The organism is Bradyrhizobium sp. CB1717 (genome assembly GCF_029714325.1).
In the GTDB taxonomy this organism is placed as follows: Bacteria; Pseudomonadota; Alphaproteobacteria; order Rhizobiales; family Xanthobacteraceae; genus Bradyrhizobium.
In genome coordinates this window covers 5,679,371-5,695,897 of record NZ_CP121666.1, presented here as the reverse complement: position 1 = coordinate 5,695,897, position 16,527 = coordinate 5,679,371, and the positions used below count along the sequence as shown (strand labels likewise).

13 protein-coding genes and 1 pseudogene are annotated in these 16,527 nt (G+C 60.5%); 13 read left to right on the top strand and 1 reads right to left on the bottom strand.

Annotated features, from left to right (window positions below; all coding sequences use genetic code 11):
• Positions 1 to 204: 204 nt before the first annotated feature.
• Positions 205 to 6,633, top strand: a complete 6,429-nt coding sequence (locus QA649_RS27190) for an AAA family ATPase (RefSeq protein ID WP_283019880.1) — start codon at positions 205 to 207, stop codon at positions 6,631 to 6,633.
• Here QA649_RS27190 and QA649_RS27185 read toward each other — a convergent pair.
• Positions 6,599 to 6,988 carry a response regulator gene (locus QA649_RS27185; protein WP_283026107.1) on the bottom strand — a complete coding sequence of 130 codons (390 nt, stop codon included), beginning with the start codon at positions 6,986 to 6,988 and terminating at the stop codon, positions 6,599 to 6,601. The two genes, QA649_RS27190 and QA649_RS27185, sit on opposite strands and share 35 nt — an antisense overlap.
• Before the next feature lie 589 nt (positions 6,989 to 7,577).
• Here QA649_RS27185 and QA649_RS27180 point away from each other — a divergent pair.
• The 12 genes and pseudogenes from QA649_RS27180 (at position 7,578) to QA649_RS27130 (ending at position 16,335) form a co-directional block, all read left to right on the top strand.
• Positions 7,578 to 7,772, top strand: coding sequence for a hypothetical protein (locus tag QA649_RS27180; protein ID WP_212459340.1), 195 nt, complete (start codon positions 7,578 to 7,580; stop codon positions 7,770 to 7,772).
• Positions 7,773 to 8,036: 264 nt separating this feature from the next.
• Complete coding sequence (locus QA649_RS27175) at positions 8,037 to 8,672, top strand: response regulator (RefSeq protein ID WP_259235281.1); 636 nt, start codon at positions 8,037 to 8,039, stop codon at positions 8,670 to 8,672.
• Positions 8,673 to 9,003: 331 nt separating this feature from the next.
• A complete protein-coding gene (locus QA649_RS27170) occupies positions 9,004 to 9,465 on the top strand; it encodes a transcriptional regulator (protein WP_283019879.1) in 462 nt (153 codons plus the stop codon).
• A gap of 277 nt (positions 9,466 to 9,742) precedes the next feature.
• Positions 9,743 to 10,051: a hypothetical protein gene (locus QA649_RS27165; protein WP_283019878.1), complete on the top strand. Its 309-nt coding sequence runs from the start codon at positions 9,743 to 9,745 to the stop codon at positions 10,049 to 10,051.
• Between the two features lie 290 nt (positions 10,052 to 10,341).
• Positions 10,342 to 10,530, top strand: coding sequence for a hypothetical protein (locus QA649_RS27160; RefSeq protein WP_283019877.1), 189 nt, complete (start codon positions 10,342 to 10,344; stop codon positions 10,528 to 10,530).
• Positions 10,527 to 10,735, top strand: a pseudogene (locus QA649_RS42970) (hypothetical protein). Before QA649_RS27160 ends, QA649_RS42970 begins: the two are co-directional and overlap by 4 nt.
• Positions 10,736 to 11,466: 731 nt before the next feature.
• A complete protein-coding gene (locus tag QA649_RS27155) occupies positions 11,467 to 12,534 on the top strand; it encodes an ATP-binding protein (protein WP_283019876.1) in 1,068 nt (355 codons plus the stop codon).
• A 30-nt stretch (positions 12,535 to 12,564) separates the two neighbouring features.
• Entirely contained in the window at positions 12,565 to 14,481 is a 1,917-nt protein-coding gene (gene nhaA, locus QA649_RS27150) for a Na+/H+ antiporter NhaA (protein ID WP_283019875.1), read from the top strand.
• Positions 14,478 to 14,876, top strand: coding sequence for a host attachment protein (locus QA649_RS27145; RefSeq protein ID WP_283019874.1), 399 nt, complete (start codon positions 14,478 to 14,480; stop codon positions 14,874 to 14,876). The genes nhaA and QA649_RS27145 overlap by 4 nt, the downstream gene beginning before the upstream one ends.
• A gap of 256 nt (positions 14,877 to 15,132) precedes the next feature.
• A complete protein-coding gene (locus tag QA649_RS27140) occupies positions 15,133 to 15,258 on the top strand; it encodes a hypothetical protein (protein WP_260384358.1) in 126 nt (41 codons plus the stop codon).
• A gap of 56 nt (positions 15,259 to 15,314) precedes the next feature.
• On the top strand, positions 15,315 to 16,043 hold the full coding sequence (locus QA649_RS27135; RefSeq protein WP_283019873.1) for a sensor histidine kinase: 729 nt from the start codon (positions 15,315 to 15,317) through the stop codon (positions 16,041 to 16,043).
• A 28-nt stretch (positions 16,044 to 16,071) separates the two neighbouring features.
• Positions 16,072 to 16,335 carry a hypothetical protein gene (locus QA649_RS27130; protein WP_283019872.1) on the top strand — a complete coding sequence of 88 codons (264 nt, stop codon included), beginning with the start codon at positions 16,072 to 16,074 and terminating at the stop codon, positions 16,333 to 16,335.
• Positions 16,336 to 16,527: the final 192 nt, after the last annotated feature.

Genomic DNA, 16,527 nt, shown 5'->3' with positions numbered 1-16,527 from the left:
GGAACCAGCGGGCAGGGCACTTATTGACCCGTGTGCGCCGCCGCAGCGAGTAAAGCCCGGCAAATCGCTCCAAATTGCTGCTAAGAGAAGGAAGATCTCCGTCCGCGCATCCGGCAAAACTAAGGGACGGGAGGCCGCGCGTGTGGCGCACGAAGAGCTTGATCAGCCGACTTCAAGCCGAAGCCCGACGTCGGAGTCTGACAGATGGTGCAGCAGTCGCTGAACGTCGCGTACTCGGACGGTAGCTCTCAGGTGTTGTGGGAGGACGGCGAGCACGTGTTGAGCCGTGGCTGGCGACTGGACGACAATGGCAACCGGCTCGCCGTGCTGCTTGATGCCCGTGCCATCGACCAACCGTCCCGCTCAAGACTCGAACGCCTCGCTCACGAATTGAGCTTGAAGGATGAGCTGGACGCAGCCTGGGCTGTGCGACCGCTCAAGGTGGAGCGCGGCAGCGGCCGCACCATGCTGCTGGTGCTCGAGGATCCGGGCGGCGAGCCGCTCGCTAGGCTGCTCGGCTCACCGATGGATTTGGGAGGCTTCTTGGCCCTCGCGATCGGTGCTGCAACAGCTATAGGCAAGCTCCACCAGCGCGGCCTCATCCACAAGGACATCAAGCCAGCTAACATTGTGGTGCACTGCGCCGATGGACACGTACGGCTCACCGGATTTGGCATCGCATCGCGCCTGTCCCGCGAGCGGCAGGCGCCTGAGCCGCCCGAAACCATCGCCGGTACGCTCGCCTACATGGCACCCGAACAAACCGGGCGGATGAACCGCTCGATCGACGCCCGCAGCGATCTGTACGCCCTAGGCGTCACGCTGTACCAGATGCTCACGGGCGTCCTGCCCCTAACGGCGGCCGATCCCATGGAGTGGGTGCACTGCCATATTGCCAGAAAGCCGATTCCGCCAAGGGAGCGGTTGGAGAGTGTCCCGGCGCCCGTCTCGGCGATCATCATGAAACTGCTCGCCAAGACACCCGAGGATCGTTACCAGACCGCCGGCGGTATCGAGCGCGATCTGCGACGCTGCCTGGCGGAATGGGAAGCGCGCCGCCGCATCGATGACTTCCCGCTGGGCCTGCAGGACACGCCGAACGAGCTGCTGATCCCCGAAAAGCTGTACGGACGAGATCGTGAGATAGCGACGTTGCTTTCGTGCTTCGATCGCATCATCAACACCGGTGTGCCGGAGTTGGTGCTGGTCTCAGGATATTCCGGCATCGGCAAGTCCTCAGTCGTCGATGCACTACACATGGCGCTCGTGCCGCAGCGCAGCCTGTTCGCGTCTGGCAAATTCGACCAGTACAAGAGCGATATTCCTTACGCGACACTGGTGCAGGCTTTTCAAAGTCTCGTCCGGTCTCTCCTCAGCAAGGGCGACACCGAGTTGGCAAGCTGGCGGCACGTGCTTTTAGAGGCGCTTGGATCGAACGGGCGACTCATGATCGACCTCATACCCGAACTCAAGCTAGTCATCGGAGACCAGCCACCGGTTCCTGAGTTGCCGCCACAACAGGCACAAAGCCGTTTTCGACTCGTATTTCGGCGCTTCATTGGCGCACTTGCCCGCTCGAACCGGCCACTGGCGCTCTTCCTCGACGACCTGCAGTGGGTCGACGCGGCGACGCTTGATCTGCTGGAGGACCTGTTGCGGCCAGATTCGGAGCACCTCATGCTTATCGGTGCCTATCGCGACAACGAAGTCGCTGCGGCCCATCCGCTAACGAGAAAACTCGACGCCATCAAGACCGCTGGCGGAAAGGTCGCAGAGATCAAGCTGTCGCCGCTCGCCCAAGAGCACCTTGGGCAGTTGGTTGCGGACGCACTTCGCTGCGAGTTAGAGCGCGCAAAGCCGCTTGCGAAGCTGGTACAACTGAAGACCGGCGGAAATCCGTTTTTCGCCGTTCAGTTCCTGTCTTCGCTCGTCGAGGAAGGACTACTCAAATTCGATCATGATGGCGCGCGCTGGTCCTGGGATATCGACCGCATTGAAGCCAAGGGCTACACCGATAATGTCGCTGATCTTATGCTCGGCAAGCTAACCCGCCTGCCGACCGAGGCGCAGAATGCATTGCAGCAGCTGGCTTGTCTTGGAAACATTGCCGAGAGCACAGTCCTTTCGATGGTACTCGGGATTTCGGAGGAGCAACTCGATACGAGTCTGTGGCCGGCCCGCCATCAGGAGTTGGTCGAGCGTGTGGCAGGCGCTTACCGGTTCGTCCACGATCGCGTTCAGGAGGCCGCCTATGGGCTGATCCCGGAGCAACTGCGCGGCGAGGCGCACCTTCGAATAGGGAGACTGCTCGCGGCACGGACATCTCCGGAGAAGCGAGACGAGGCGACCTTTGAAATCGTTAATCAGTTCAACCGAGGTCTTGGTTTGATCACATCGGTCGATGAACGCGAGCAGGCCGCGGAATTGAACTTGGCAGCAGGCCGGCGCGCCAAAGCGTCGGCTGCATACGTTTCGGCGCTCAGTTACTTTATCACCGGTCGAGGCCTATTGGCAGAGGGATGCTGGGAGCGCCGGTGGGCGCTCATCTTCGCACTCGACCTCCATCGCGCCGAATGCGAGCTCTTGACTGGCGCGCTGTCGGACGCAGAAAGCCACTTGGCTGCATTATCTGCTCGCGTCACGGATATGGCTGATCGAGCGGATGTGGCGCGCCTCAGAATCGACCTTTACCTCACGCTCAATCAGCCCAGCCGCTCGGTTGCCGTCGGTCTCGAGTCCCTAAGGTACCTCGGCATCAGCTGGTCGCCGCATCCGACGGATGAGGAGGCGCGCCAGGCGTATCAGCATGTCTGGTCGGAGCTCGGCCGGCGCGCGACCGAGGAGCTGATGGCCCTTCCCTTGATGACCGACCCGGCAGCGCTCGCCGAGCTAGATGTCCTGAACCGGCTCTCTTCGTCGGCACAATACACCGACCTCAACCTCTACACGCTCGTCGTCTGCCAAATGCTGCGTCTTACCTTGGATCGTGGCAACAGCGACGCGTCTGCTGTCGCCTATGGCCGGCTTGGAATGATCGCCGGGCTGCGGTTCGGCGAGTACGAGGGCGCGTACCGCGTCGGGCAACTCGCTTGTGAGCTCGTAGAGCAGCGTGGACTATGGCGTTTCCAGGCGGGTGTGTACCTGAATTGCGGAAATATGGTCATGCCTTGGACAAGGCATATCAGAACATGCTGCGAACTCATTGGCCGCGCATTTGATGCGGCGCAGAAAACCGGCGACCTCGTGTATGCGGGGATCTGCTCCGGGCTGAGGGTCCTGAATCTTCTTGCAGTCGGCGATGCGCTTGCCGACATCGAACGTGAAGCTGAGAGGGTACACTTAGGCCACGTACAGCTTGGCACAAACCTCGAAATCATCGGTGTGGCACTCGCTATCGTACGAATGCTACGCGGCGCAACGGCAAGATTCGGCTCCTTGGATGACGGGCAGTTTGATGAGCAGCGAATCGAACGCGATTTCGCGAACACTTCGGACGTGACGGCCGGCCAATGCTTGTATTGGATCTGCAAGTTGCAGGCCCGCTTTTTGGCCGGTGACTATGCGACGGCGGTTGATGCTGCATCGATGGCGCAGCCGCTTCTGAGCATGTCCCTCACGATCATGGAGGCGGCCGACTATCACTTCTACGGCGCCTTATCGTACGCGGCGTTTTGCGATTCGATGCCCGCCGGCCAGCGGACGTCGACTCTGGAGGCCTTGGCCCCTCATCACCGTCAGCTCGCCAACTGGGCCGCGGCCTGTCCTGAAAACTTCGAAGACCGCGCAGCGTTGGTTAGTGCGGAGATTGCCAGGATTGATGGTCGCGCGTTCGATGCCATGAACCTTTACGAGCAAGCCATCCGTTCGGCACAGGCAAACGGCTTTGTCCACAACGAGGCGCTCGCCAAAGAGCTGGCGGCACGCTTTTACACCGCGTGCGGCTTCGATCAAATCGCGCACCTATATCTGAGAAACGCCCGCGACTGCTATCTGCGCTGGGGCGCGGACGGCAAGGTGCGCCAACTAGATGCGATGTATCCGCGCCTCAGGATGGAAGAGCCCGCACCTGCTTCGACAAGCACGATCGCAGCGTGTGTCGAGCAACTCGACCTCGCAACGGTGATCAAGGTGTCGCAGGCCATCTCGGCCGAGATCGTGCTGGAGAAGCTGCTCGAAATGCTTATGCGCACGGCGCTCGAACAGGCTGGCGCCGAACGAGGCTTGTTGATTCTTTCACGCGGAGCTGAGCAACGGATCGCCGCCGAAGCCACGACGGACGGCGATTCGGTGACCGTGCATCTGCGCGACGAGGAGGTGGCTGCGACAGTGCTGCCGGAGTCGGTGCTCCACTATGTCCTGCGCACCCGGGAAAGCGTTATTCTCGACGACGCGTCATCTCGCAATCCATATTCTGACGATCCCTACATCGTCGAGAATCATCTCCGTTCTATTCTCTGTTTTCCGTTAATCAACCAGGGAAGGCTTACAGGCATCCTCTACCTGGAGAACAATCTGACGCCCATGGCCTTTACGCCCGATCGCGTCGCCCTGTTGACGGTGCTTGCGTCGCAGGCGGCGATCTCACTCGAAAATTCGCGGCTTTATCGCGACGTCGCAGACCGCGAAGGGAAGATTCGGCGTTTGGTCGACGCGAACATCATTGGGATCATCATTGCCGACCGCGAGGGTCGAATTCTTGAAGCCAATGACGCGTTTCTACGTATCGTAGGATATGACCGTGAGGACTTGGTTTCGGGCCGCGTGCGCTGGACCGAGCTGTCCCCGCCGGAATGGCGCGAGCGGGACATGTTGACCCTGACGGAACTGAGCTCAACCGGGATGGTGCAGCCCTTCGAGAAAGAGTATTTTCGGAAGGATGGCAGCCGCGTTCCCGTGCTTATTGGCGCCGCTCTGTTCAGAGAAGGAGGCGACGAGGGCCTAGCATTCGTGCTCGATTTGACAGAGCGCAAGCGCGCGGAGGACCGCCTCCGCGTGCAACACACCGTCGCGCAGGTCTTGGCGGAAGCGGCCACGATCGAGGAGGTCACTCCGAGAATACTGCGGGCCATGGGCGAGTGTCTGGGATGGGACGTAGGCGCGCTCTGGCGTGTGGACCGGGAGGCCGAGGCGCTGCGCTGTGTCGAGCTTTGGCATAAAGCGTCGATAGAAATCCCCGAATTTGAAAGAGCCGATTGGCAGTTCACCTTCAATCCGGGGGTGGGACTACCGGGCCGGGTGTGGTCCAGCCTTAAGCCCGTATACATACCGGATGTCGTTCCTGATAAAAATTTGCCGCGCGGACCCATCGCCGAACGCGAAGGACTACACGCGGCCATCGGCTTTCCTATCCTGCTCGGGAGCGAAGTCTTGGGCGTGATCGAGTTTTTCAGCCGCGAGATCAAGCAACCCGATCAAGAGCTGCTCGACATGGTGGCCACCATTGGCAGCCAGATCGGTCAGTTCATTGAACGCAAGCGCGCCGAGGAAGCTCTGATGCGAAGTAAGGATTATTTGGCCGAAGCGCAGAAGCTGACGCATACAGGCAGTTGGGCTTGGGATCCCCGCACGGAACAGGTGCTGTATTGTTCCGAGGAAATGTTCCACATTTACGGCCTGGATCCACGGTCGAGCCTACCTTCTCGAGAAAACTTTCGACTGCAGATCCACCCCGAGGATCGCGAGTGGGTAAAGGAGAGATTTGAGGAGTCGCTTCGCAAAAAAATTGACACCTATGCCGAGTACAGGGTTGTGCTGCCAGACGGAACAGTTAGGCACATCAGTGCCTCAGGTCATCCGGTTCTCAACGAAGACGGCGAGCTCATCCAGTTTGTCGGTACCGCTGTAGATGTGACAAAGCGCAAACAAGCTGAGGAATCATTGCGGGAAAGCGAGGCGAATCTCGCCCACATGAACCGCGTGAGCACGATGGGAGAGTTAGCAGCCTCGCTGTCGCACGAAATCGCGCAACCGATCGCCAGCGCACGCAACAACGCGCGGGCGGCCCAGAATTTTCTGAAGATGCAGCCGCCGGACCTGGGCGAGGTCAGGGAAGCGCTTTCCTGTGTCGTCGGAGATGCTGATCGGGCAGGAGAAATCATCGATCGCATCCGAGAGCAAATCAAGAAAGCGCCGCCGCGAAAAGAGTGCTTTGACCTCAACGTGGCAATCAACGAAGTGATCGTATTGGCTCGAAGTGTGACCCTCAGGAATGGCGTTTCGGTCCAGACCCGGCTTGCAGAGGGACTAGTTTCGGTTCTGGGGGATCGCGTTCAACTGCAACAGGTCTTGCTGAACCTGATTCTGAATGCGGCTGAAGCAATGGGTTCGATGGAGGAGGGGGCGAGAGAGTTGTTGATCAGCACAGAGGAAGGCCAAGCAGGCGCCGTCGTGGCCGTGCGCGATTCTGGGCCGGGCATTGATCCGGAACATCTCGACCGGGTCTTTGACGCCTTCTACACCACGAAGCCCAATGGAACGGGCATGGGGCTGTCGATCTGCCGGTCTATCATCCGCGCTCATGGCGGCAAGCTATGGGCGGAGGCGAACGAACCCCGCGGCGCCGTGTTCCAGTTCACACTGCCGGGGGCGGAACGGGAGCTCACGACCCCTTCTCAGGCGAGCCTGCCGACCTGAGAGCCGCGCAAACGCATCGTGTGAGATGGTCCTCATCCACCGGCTTACGCAGGTAACACAAGACCCCATCGTTCAGGGCGCAAGCCCGATCAGCATCATTGGGAAAGGCCGTCACGAGGATTGTCGGTATCGCGTTGCCCGTGTCGATAAGATGCCGGTAGAGTTCGAGCCCGGTCATAGCAGGCATATGGATGTCGGCGATCAGGCAAGCTGTTTCGGCAAGCCGCGGGGAGGCGAGAAAATCCGCTGCAGACGCGAAAATTTCGACCGTATAACCCAGCGATCTCATGAGCCTGTACATGGACTCACGAAGGAACCGATCATCTTCGACGACCGAAACTAGTACCTTTTTCATCATACCGCCCATGGCCGTTCGCTGGACGCGTCTGCGGGCAGATAATTATCCAATTATAGTGACACTCACATTGCTTGATATCTGAGAGAATGCCACCAGTGGGCCGCCTGTGCCCCGTAAACTTTGGTTTATCTGGACGATGATTGCGAAGCCTATCCGGCATGACTTGCGATCGAGGCTTCGGCCGGACGAAAGCAGTCGAGGGATCGCAGCGGGCGAACTCTAGGACTCGCCCGAGCGCCCTAAGCCTTCGTATCATCGTCCCGCCCCCTTTGGATGTCCGAGCTCAACCCGCGCTCAATTGAGCCGTTGGTGACAATCCTCTTAGTTTTAGTGCATCCGAAATGCGCACAAGCCAAAAGGAGCAAACAATGACTTACCGCCTAGAAAGTCACGGGTCCGACAAGGCCGTGCGATGCGCAGTCTGTGAGGGCAAGTTTGGTCTCGTCCGGCATTATTCGTGGCGAACGCCGCTTTGCTCCAGGAAGTGCGTCGATCGCTTCAAGGCGCGCCGCCAAGGTGACCACAATTGGATGGGCTGGTTCCAATTCGCTTTCGACCAGTCGCCCGAAAACCGCGCGAGGGCGTCATGACGCTTCAGATCTCACAACGAGGCAAGGAATATTTGAAGGCCGCGCAGACTTTGCTTCACACTGCCAAAACCATGACGGACCAAGCCATTGCGGCTCAGCTTAGGGCTCTTGCCGACGACTACGAGCGGCGAGCCGAGAGGGCTACGCTCGACGATGCAGCTAAGGCGTTGGCTCGATCCGCCGAGCGCTGAATACGCGTGGCAAACATGAGCTGATGGGCAGCTTCCCTCAGCAGCTATCGGGCCGACTAGAGATCGAACTTTGACCGAAAGTCGACCCGACCGTCGGAGGGGAGCGAACTGTGTCAGCGCGCGTAAGGTTTGGAGTAGCCGGCGCGTATCCTTCAGAAAAAAGGGGCTGTTCAGGTTCCACGATTGGGATTAGAAATGCGCGGTCCGCCGGACCTGCAAACCAAGATGCAGGCTGATTTTCGTGATCTCTTCCGAGTGGCAGCGATGTCTGACGCAACCTCCACCGTGTTGGTCATCGACGACGATCCGGATCTCCGTGCGTCGGTCGGGCGCCTGCTGCGATCGCTCGGCATTGACGTTCAGCTATTTGCCTCCATTTCCGACTTCCTCAAGTCCGATCCACCGGATTGCCCCACCTGCCTGGTGCTCGATATCAGATTGCCCGGCCAAAGCGGCCTCGATTTCCAGCGCGAGCTGGCTGCGGCAAACAGGGAGATTCCGATCATCTTCGTCACAGGCCACGGCGACATACCGATGTCTGTGCAGGCAATGAAACGGGGTGCGATCGAGTTCCTGACCAAGCCGTACCGCGACCAGGATCTTCTCGATGCCATTCAGCTTGGCTTCGCCCGCGATCGTGCGCGGCGGGAGAATGACAAGGACATGGTCTCCCTTAGGCAGCGTTTCGCCTCCCTAAGCCCCCGGGAGCGCGAGATCGTAATTCAGGTGGCGCGCGGCCGCCTGAGCAAACAGATTGCCCACGATATCGGCATCGCCGAAGCCACGGTGAAGGTGCATCGCAGCAGGGCGATGCAGAAGATGCAGGCCGGTTCGCTTCCAGAACTCGGCCGGATGGCTGACAAGCTCAAGCTGGTGCCTGACATGCGGCAACGCTCTTAAAATGTGCGTTCTTGCTCGATGTGCTATTCGCACGGCCAAATGAGTTGAGCAGTCGAGCAATTTGCAAGCAAACCAGGAGAAAAGGCGGCGGGCGCTACGCCGCCGATATTCTCTTGCAACTGCTGGCTCGCGGTGATCCCGCCATAGCACTTACAATCTGTCCGCCCGATTGAAGCCGCGTCCCGGCTTGTAAATCTAGGTTTAGGCAGTGCAACCAAATCTGTCATTGCGCGCCACCCGCGTGGAATAGCTCGCAGCACTCCAAATCGTCAGATTACGGGTCACTAGCATCTTTGCGGGGATTAACCCTGCAAAAGCAAGCGAGGTCATTATGCGATCGACTGCAGCTTTCGGACGCATGGAGCAATTTCATCTCGAACCGAAGCTTGACGTCGGACGCGTCGTTCAGCGTCCGGATGCGGCCAGGCAACTCTTCGAGAGACGAACCGAACCAGCCGGCGCAACGCCAACAGAAGTGTCGTTCGGACCGTTTCGTCTGCTTCGAACGCAGTTCCTTTTGCTGGAAGGCGACAAGCCCGTGACTCTCGGAAGTCGCGCTCTGGAAATCCTGACTGCTTTGCTTGACCGCCACGGAGAGTTGGTCAGCAAGCAGGAGTTGATGGCTCGCGTTTGGCCCAATGTGTTCGTTGAGCCCGCCAATCTCACGGTTCATATGTCAGCACTGCGTCGCGCGTTGCGTGACGGCCAAGATAGGAATCGCTTCATCGTCAACATCCCCGGACGCGGCTACTGTTTCGTCGCCTCTGTCGTTATATCGGCTCACGAGAATTGAGCGCAACTGGCCGAAGCACCGAGAAATTCGGGTGAGGCATTACCGTTGTCGCGACAATAGCAGAGCAGCCGTTCACTGTAGCGAATACTCCCGTCAGCTCGCCAGGAAGGTGAGAGCGGCGCCCCCTCTTCCGGCATCCGAAATCGTCACTCGCTTTTTATAAGCCAAGGTTTATGTGGCGCAACTACAGCCGTACACCGAACAACCCACGTGCAATAGAAGACGACCGGCAGAAATGTAAGTCTCCTCGCAACAACTCGCGTTCTGGAGTCCGCTCATGAGGAGAATCACTGTTCTCATCGCTTCTGCTCTGATCAATGCATCTACAATTCCCGGACTTGCGGCGGATTCCACGTTAAACAAGGATGTTAACGTCGCTCGCGCGGTCTCGGCGACTGTAAGCAGCAAACCCGCTAATGCGGCCGACAACGAGAAGGCTTGTCGCGCCTACGCCGCCTCTTTTTATAAGTCCGCGATGCTGCGGCAAGCCGCTGCTGGCCGCGTCGACGGCGCGTGGGTGTTAATTGCGCTCGAGTCCGTGATTGAAGCTTTCAAACACCTGTCCGCGACGAAATGCGTCAGCTGACCCTCACTATTCTCTGACAATGCGATGCACGAGGTCTGCACATGATTATCTTCCCGCTCATAACCACCTGGATGTGGTTTCAAATCATCACCGCGTCACCGCTCCCATCTTCGGGCCGTCCGGTCGAGGACAGCTCTGACGCCAACGCCTCGTTGAGTTCCGTCGGAGTGTTATTTGAACGAGGTGGAACATGACCCAGGCCGATTTCACAGCTCCAACACGAAGAAGGTTTTCGCAGATCGCCGCGGCGCCGTATGAAATGAGTATCGTAATATAACAGGAGTGAAAACGTGGGTGACGTCATTCGATTTGCCTCAAGGTCCGAGAGGGAGGGAGCTAGCCTTATTCGAGAAGCCCGAGCGATCTACGACAGCGTCTTTCCGCCATCTGATCCCCTCCGCGAGCAGCGGGACAAGGTATCCGCAAGCCATATGCGCATCGGCGCAGACGTTGATCACGGCGAGGGGGGCCCATCATGATCGCGATCATCGCCGTGCTCTGCAGTTTGTCTTCTCCGGCAAATTGCCGCGAGCAGACCGTCACCACCTCGGACTTTGCTGACGTCTCGATGCAGTCCTGCTGATGGGCGCACCGCAGCTCGCCGACTGGATGAATCAGCATCCGACTGAGCGTCTTGCGGCATGGCGCTGCGTGATCGGTCAAAAGGACGGCCGGGGTACTTAGGGTGAAATGTCGACCAGCTCGCAAACTCGGAGCGTAATGTATCATGGCGTCGAGTTTCGGAAGATCGTTTCGTGGGTTTGTCCTTGCGGCTCGTCCGGTTGTTCGTCCGCAGGACTCGAGCTCGAAGACCTTGCGGACCGTTGGCAGTGGCGTGTTCAATTGGCGCGCCGCAACTGAAAGGCTGCCGGTCTCGATCGACATCAGCGATATCGCGTTCTCTTGGGCCGCTCGTAGGCAGCCTCTCATAGCGAATGTGGTCGAGCCAATGGCATACGCATTCGGCACGATTTGCTGAGATTTGGATTGCTTTACTCGCACTGACGTTCCTCGTCGGATACCAATTTGCCTCACGGAGGCGGACAGCTTCCCAAGTGCTCGGCGCGCGGCGATCCCCCTTCGCCGCGGTTCGCCCGCGGCCGGTCCTTCCCTCCCGGGGACCGGCCGCTCCTCCTCAGGGGCCGTCGGGCAACGGCGCTGGATCGGATAGGCATGGGGCACTTGAATCGACGAGTGTGGGAAGTCCAGTCGTCGAGCGTAAGACGGATGGAGATTCACCGCAGCGCGCCAGGCGTCTCTCAGCAATTCCGATAACGCTCGGCTATCGACTCCATGGCGAGAGGTGATTTTCCTTTAGACCGTCATAGACTCAAACTTCGAGCTGTCGTCGCCCGCTCTCGTGTACGGGCCGAAGTCGGCGTTCCGTTGAACGATCGCAAACTAGGAGGTCCGACATGCAGATCAAAGAGACGCCCGACGTTTCCTTCCCCGGCGTGGTCGAGAGCTCCGCGCTGGAGGACGTCGTCGTGCTCGCGGACAGCGCCGGCGTCTCGCTTGGAGCGCAGCGCGCATTCAGCGCGAGGGTGCGGAGCGTCCGCGATGATGGCAGCGGCCTCATCGCGTCCAGGTGCGTGGAGATCCCGCTCGTTGGCAGCGACGGCGAGATCTCCGGGGTCTTGTGTCTGACCGCCCCACAGCCCGACAGGCGCGGCGTGTTCTCCTCCCGGAGGCCGCAGGGGACGAGGGCGATCGAGGACGTGGCGCAGTTCGTGGTCCACGACATCAACAACCTTCTCGCTGTGATTGGCGGCGGCCTGCGGCTGCTCGAGTGCCAGAGCGACGCCGCACACCGAAAGGCCATCATCGGCAACATGCAGCACGCGATCGCGCGAGGAGCGCTGCTCAGTCGTCAGCTCCTCGACGTTGCGCGACCATACCCCGAGTCGATCGGCGGGTTCGTCGCAGGCAGCCGCCTCGCAGCGCTGGCGGGTTCGCTGGACCAGGCGTTGCGTTCCGACATCACGGTCCGCACCGATATCGCCCCTGATTTGTGGGACTTCGACGCTGACCCGGAGGAGCTGTACTTCGCGCTGCTGAACCTCTGCCGAAACTCGGCCGATGCCATGCCTGGGGGCGGCGCGATCACCGTCGCGGCGCGGAACGTCGAACCTTCCGGTGGCGTGGCCCGGGGATTCGTCGAGATCGTCGTCGCCGACGACGGGGAGGGCATGCCCGACGAGGTTCTCTCGCAGGCATTCACCCCGTACTTCACGACAAAGGCCGCGGGCAGCGGCACCGGCCTCGGGCTCCTCCAGGTCAAGCGCTTCGCCGAGGGACGAGGCGGCGCGGTCTGTATTGAGAGCGAGCGGGGTGGCGGCACGCTGGTGCGCCTCTTCCTCCCGCGCGTGCACGCAGCTGGGCTCCCCGGCCGTATCGTCGGCGCGGAGATTGCGTACACGCCGTCACCCAACGGCGGCGTATTCCACGTCGTCAACCCAGCGGCGGCTGCGCCGACCTCGTAGCCGGCGCTAACACCTGAGATCGGTTCAGCGATGCAGCTCATGATCCCGCCCGGCCGCCTCGACCGTCCGGTCGACCACGAGAGGGACCACGTGCTCGGTCCCACCGATGCCGAGATCACGCTTGTCGAGTACGGCAGCTACGCGTGCCCGCACTGCAGGGCTGCCAACGAGCGCATCGCGCAAGCACGCGACCAACTTGGTGACCGCGTCTGCTACGCCTTCCGCCACAGGCCGCTCACGGACAACAGCCTTTCGTTTCGGGCCGCCGAGCTCGCCGAGCTTGCCCGGACGCCCGAGGCGTTCTGGGCCGCGCACATCAAGCTGATGACGAGGTCGATGCAGCTCACAGAGGATGACCTCGTCGCGGTGGCCGCCGATCTTGGCGTGAACGCCAACTTCGCGCTCGGCGACAGCGACGCCGTGCGGCGCGCGACAGCGAGGGTGGAGGCGGACGTCGCAAGCTCACGCGCAAGCGGGGTGAGATTCACGCCGACCTTCTACATCAACCGCCGGCGCTACGACGGACCGTGGGACGAGAGCTCTCTCGTCGACGCGATGCTTGGCACGCTCGGCCACCGCGTCCGTACGGCAACCCTGGATTTCGCGAGCTGGGGGCCGTCCGCCGGCATTTTGCTGATCCTCGCGACCGTGGCCGCGATGGTCTTGACGAACTCGCCGATCGGGCCGTCGTTCGAGGCGCTCTGGCGCCAGGAGGTCGGCGTGAGCTTGGGCGACGCAGCCTTTCAGATGTCCATCCTCCATTGGGTCAACGACGGCCTGCTGACGATGTTCTTCCTCGTCGTGGGATTGGAAGTGAAGCGCGAGATGACAGTTGGTCATCTCGCAAGCCGCCGCTCCGCAGCGCTTCCGATCGCCGCCGCGCTCGGCGGCATGGTCGTGCCGGCGCTTCTGTACGCGCTGGTCATCCCTGCGGGGCCGTGGTCGCACGGGTGGGGCGTTCCGATGGCGACCGATACTGCGTTCGCGATTGCCTTGATCGCCGTGATGGGCGCCCGCGTTCCCGTCGAGCTGCGCATCTTCCTCACCGCGGCGGCCATCGTCGACGACATCTGTGCGATCGTCGTCGTCGCTGTGTTCTACTCCGGCGATATCCATGCGGCATACCTGGCCGCCGCCGCGGCGGTCGTCGTCGCGCTGGCGCTGCTGAGCCGGTCGAGAGTCTACCTTCTCTCGCCGTACATCCTGTTGGGCATCGCGTTGTGGACATTCGTCTACGCGGGCGGTCTCCACGCGACGCTGGCCGGCGTGGTACTGGCGCTGTTCGTTCCCACGCGCCCGCCCGCCAACCTGGCTGCCCTGATGACGCAGGCCAGCACCATCATCGCCTCCGAGGCCGGGCACGAGGGTGAGGTTCTCAGGCACGGCCCCTCCACTCCGGCGCTGCACGCGCTTGATGCAATCTTCGACAGACTTGAATCGCCGGCTGACCGGCTGCTGCGGCACGCCGGCGCGCGTTCGAGCTACGCTGTCCTCCCGATCTTCGCACTGGCGAATGCAGGGGTGGCGATCAATCCGGGCGTCTTTGTTGGGCATGGCTGGCTCATGGCCGCGATCGTTGCTGGCCTCGCCATAGGAAAGCCGCTCGGCGTCTTCCTCATGGCTGCTGCGGCCGTGCGCGCAGGCATAGCCGTCAAGCCGGCGGAGTACACGTGGCGGCAGTTGGCCGGGGCGGGAGCCCTCGCTGGTATCGGCTTCACGATGTCGCTCTTTATCGCCGGGCAAGCGTTTCCAAGCGCTTCCGACTTCTCGGCCGCCGAGATCGCTGTGTTCGCTGCGTCGATTCTTTCGGCCGTCGTTGGGACAGCCGTGCTCTGGGGAGCTTCGCGTCAGGAGCTTGTCGAAGAGGCGCCGCGGTGCGCCAGCATGCAAGTATCGCAGTCCGCGGGGGCGTTTATGCAGGATCGTGAACAGGAGATCTTTGAATGATTCTACCTGCCGGTACGACAGTTGCAGTCGCTGATGGCGCGACGGTCCGTCTATTCCGCAATACGGGTGTGAAACCTGGGGTGCATCTGGTCGAGATCACGGCGGCTCTGCCTGCGCCCACCCACTCGGGTGCGCGCCATCACGCCGGCTCCGTCAACCCCGATGGTAGGCGGCTTGACGAGGACGACTTCGCGGCAGCTACGGCTTCGTTCCTTAACAAGCTCAGCCTGGACGGGACCATAAAACACCTGGTCGTCGTATCCGACCCCAAGACCCTGGGGGAGATGCGCAAGCATTTCCACCGCGACCTGAGAGGCAAGATCATGGGCGAGTTCGCGAAGGACTTCAGCCGGCGTCCGCTCGAGGACATCGCCTCATTGATCGCTGACGCCTGAGCGCCTCTGTAAGCGGCTGCTGGCGCAAACCTGTCCAGTCATAACCCGCGCGAATAACTCAAAGTTTCGGCGACGACTACTGGTCTCGACCAATCTCAACCAAATCAACCGTCTAAATGGATCAGCAATGGACAAGATAGTCAAAGCTGCCTCTGGCATTCCAAGCAGCATCAAGAGGAAGCAAGGTTCTGCTGACCTCGGTGTCACGTTCCAATCTCTCGACTAACCGGAATCTCACATTAGGAGGAGCCTCCGCATGACCTATTACCTAATCGCCTCACGCGCCGCGATCATCTTCTGGACGAGCCTTGCAATGGTGCCAACCGAGATCCTCTTTGACGCGTTAAAGACCGAATTGGAGCGCCGCGGCGAGGAGCCATAGGGGGCCCTGCTTGGTCCTGCGGCACGTGCCAGAGAGAAAGATCGTTGGAGCCCGAAATGACAAAGCACATTGCACCGTTACCGAATCCCGATGGATCGTTGCTTCTTCGTGAGTTGAACCACAGAGTAAATAACGAGCTTACTAGCACTATCTGCACGATTTCAGCCAAAGCGGTGGCGTCGGATGACATGGCAGTCAAGGCGGCGCTCCTCGATGTGGTAGACCTTCTCCATGATTACGCTGATGTTCACAAGGCACTACGCATGCCGGATCCTGGGCACCTGACCGACGCCGCAAGGTACCTCCAGCATCTTTGCTTCTCCTTCACGAAATACCGACTGGACCGGCTGAGTATACGTCTCTTGTGTTCGGCGGATGATTTGCGGCTTGAGGGCGAACGCTGCTGGAAGCTTGGGTTGATCGTATCCGAGCTGCTCACCAATGTGGCACGACATGCTCGATTCGACGATAGACAGCCGGAAGCGAAAGTGAAGTTGCTGCTTGCAGGTAACGTCGTAAGGTGCGCGGTCTCTGACAATGGCTCGGCATCTGATCTCAGTGTGCGCGGTCGCGGGCTAACGATCGTCGGCGAGTTGGTCAGCAGTTTGGGTGGCCGCGTTCATCCGTCTTGCGCTGCCGAAGGGGCTTCCTTCCTTCTCACCTTCCCATTGACTGAATCCGAGCAACGTGCCGCCGGCGCAACTCATGTTGTCTTGAAGCGAAGGAAGGTGCGTCGTTCTCGCGGCTTGCAGGTCCCAGGAGCGGAAGATGCAGCGGCTGGCTAGGGCATCGTCCCACTGAAGAAGGCCGAAAATGCCCCAGGTCCATTTCCATTGCTCCGACACCAGGAAAGATTTCGTCGACTATTGCGGCGCCGTAGCGGACGATCTCGCTGAGGCGGGGGATCATGCGACGCGCGTCGTGGAATCCTTCACCTGCGAGCGCCGCTTCGATGATTTGCGTGACCGGGTTCTGCACGTCAGTGACGACCGAGGTGATGAGCTCTTTATTGTCCCCTTCACTTTCGTGCTCGGCAAGGCGCACCGACGTCAACATGCTCAGAACTCAGCCAGATGAGTGATCGCCCGCGTCGCAGAAGCGGCCCTGGCAGGTCTTGGCGCAAAGCGGACCTGTTTCGATAGAGCGCAGTAGTGGGGTGAGCGGTGTAGGGAACCATCGGACGAGCAAACCAGCGCCTTTCTGATCTCTGACGGTATATGAAGCTACGTCGTGCCATTACGAGCAGTGGCGATTTCCGCGACGTATGCA

What these genes read in the sequence shown, in the direction of transcription:
- QA649_RS27155 (WP_283019876.1), top strand. Translation starts at nt 11,467, where the DNA reads ATGCAGATCAAAGAGACGCCCGACGTTTCCTTCCCCGGCGTGGTCGAG.
- nhaA (WP_283019875.1), top strand. Translation starts at nt 12,565, where the DNA reads ATGCAGCTCATGATCCCGCCCGGCCGCCTCGACCGTCCGGTCGACCAC.
- QA649_RS27130 (WP_283019872.1), top strand. Translation starts at nt 16,072, where the DNA reads ATGCCCCAGGTCCATTTCCATTGCTCCGACACCAGGAAAGATTTCGTC.
- QA649_RS27180 (WP_212459340.1), top strand. Translation starts at nt 7,578, where the DNA reads ATGACGCTTCAGATCTCACAACGAGGCAAGGAATATTTGAAGGCCGCG.
- QA649_RS27190 (WP_283019880.1), top strand. Translation starts at nt 205, where the DNA reads ATGGTGCAGCAGTCGCTGAACGTCGCGTACTCGGACGGTAGCTCTCAG.
- QA649_RS27185 (WP_283026107.1), bottom strand. Translation starts at nt 6,988, where the DNA reads ATGAAAAAGGTACTAGTTTCGGTCGTCGAAGATGATCGGTTCCTTCGT.
- QA649_RS27170 (WP_283019879.1), top strand. Translation starts at nt 9,004, where the DNA reads ATGCGATCGACTGCAGCTTTCGGACGCATGGAGCAATTTCATCTCGAA.
- QA649_RS27145 (WP_283019874.1), top strand. Translation starts at nt 14,478, where the DNA reads ATGATTCTACCTGCCGGTACGACAGTTGCAGTCGCTGATGGCGCGACG.
- QA649_RS27165 (WP_283019878.1), top strand. Translation starts at nt 9,743, where the DNA reads ATGAGGAGAATCACTGTTCTCATCGCTTCTGCTCTGATCAATGCATCT.
- QA649_RS27140 (WP_260384358.1), top strand. Translation starts at nt 15,133, where the DNA reads ATGACCTATTACCTAATCGCCTCACGCGCCGCGATCATCTTCTGGACG.
- QA649_RS27135 (WP_283019873.1), top strand. Translation starts at nt 15,315, where the DNA reads ATGACAAAGCACATTGCACCGTTACCGAATCCCGATGGATCGTTGCTT.
- QA649_RS27175 (WP_259235281.1), top strand. Translation starts at nt 8,037, where the DNA reads ATGTCTGACGCAACCTCCACCGTGTTGGTCATCGACGACGATCCGGAT.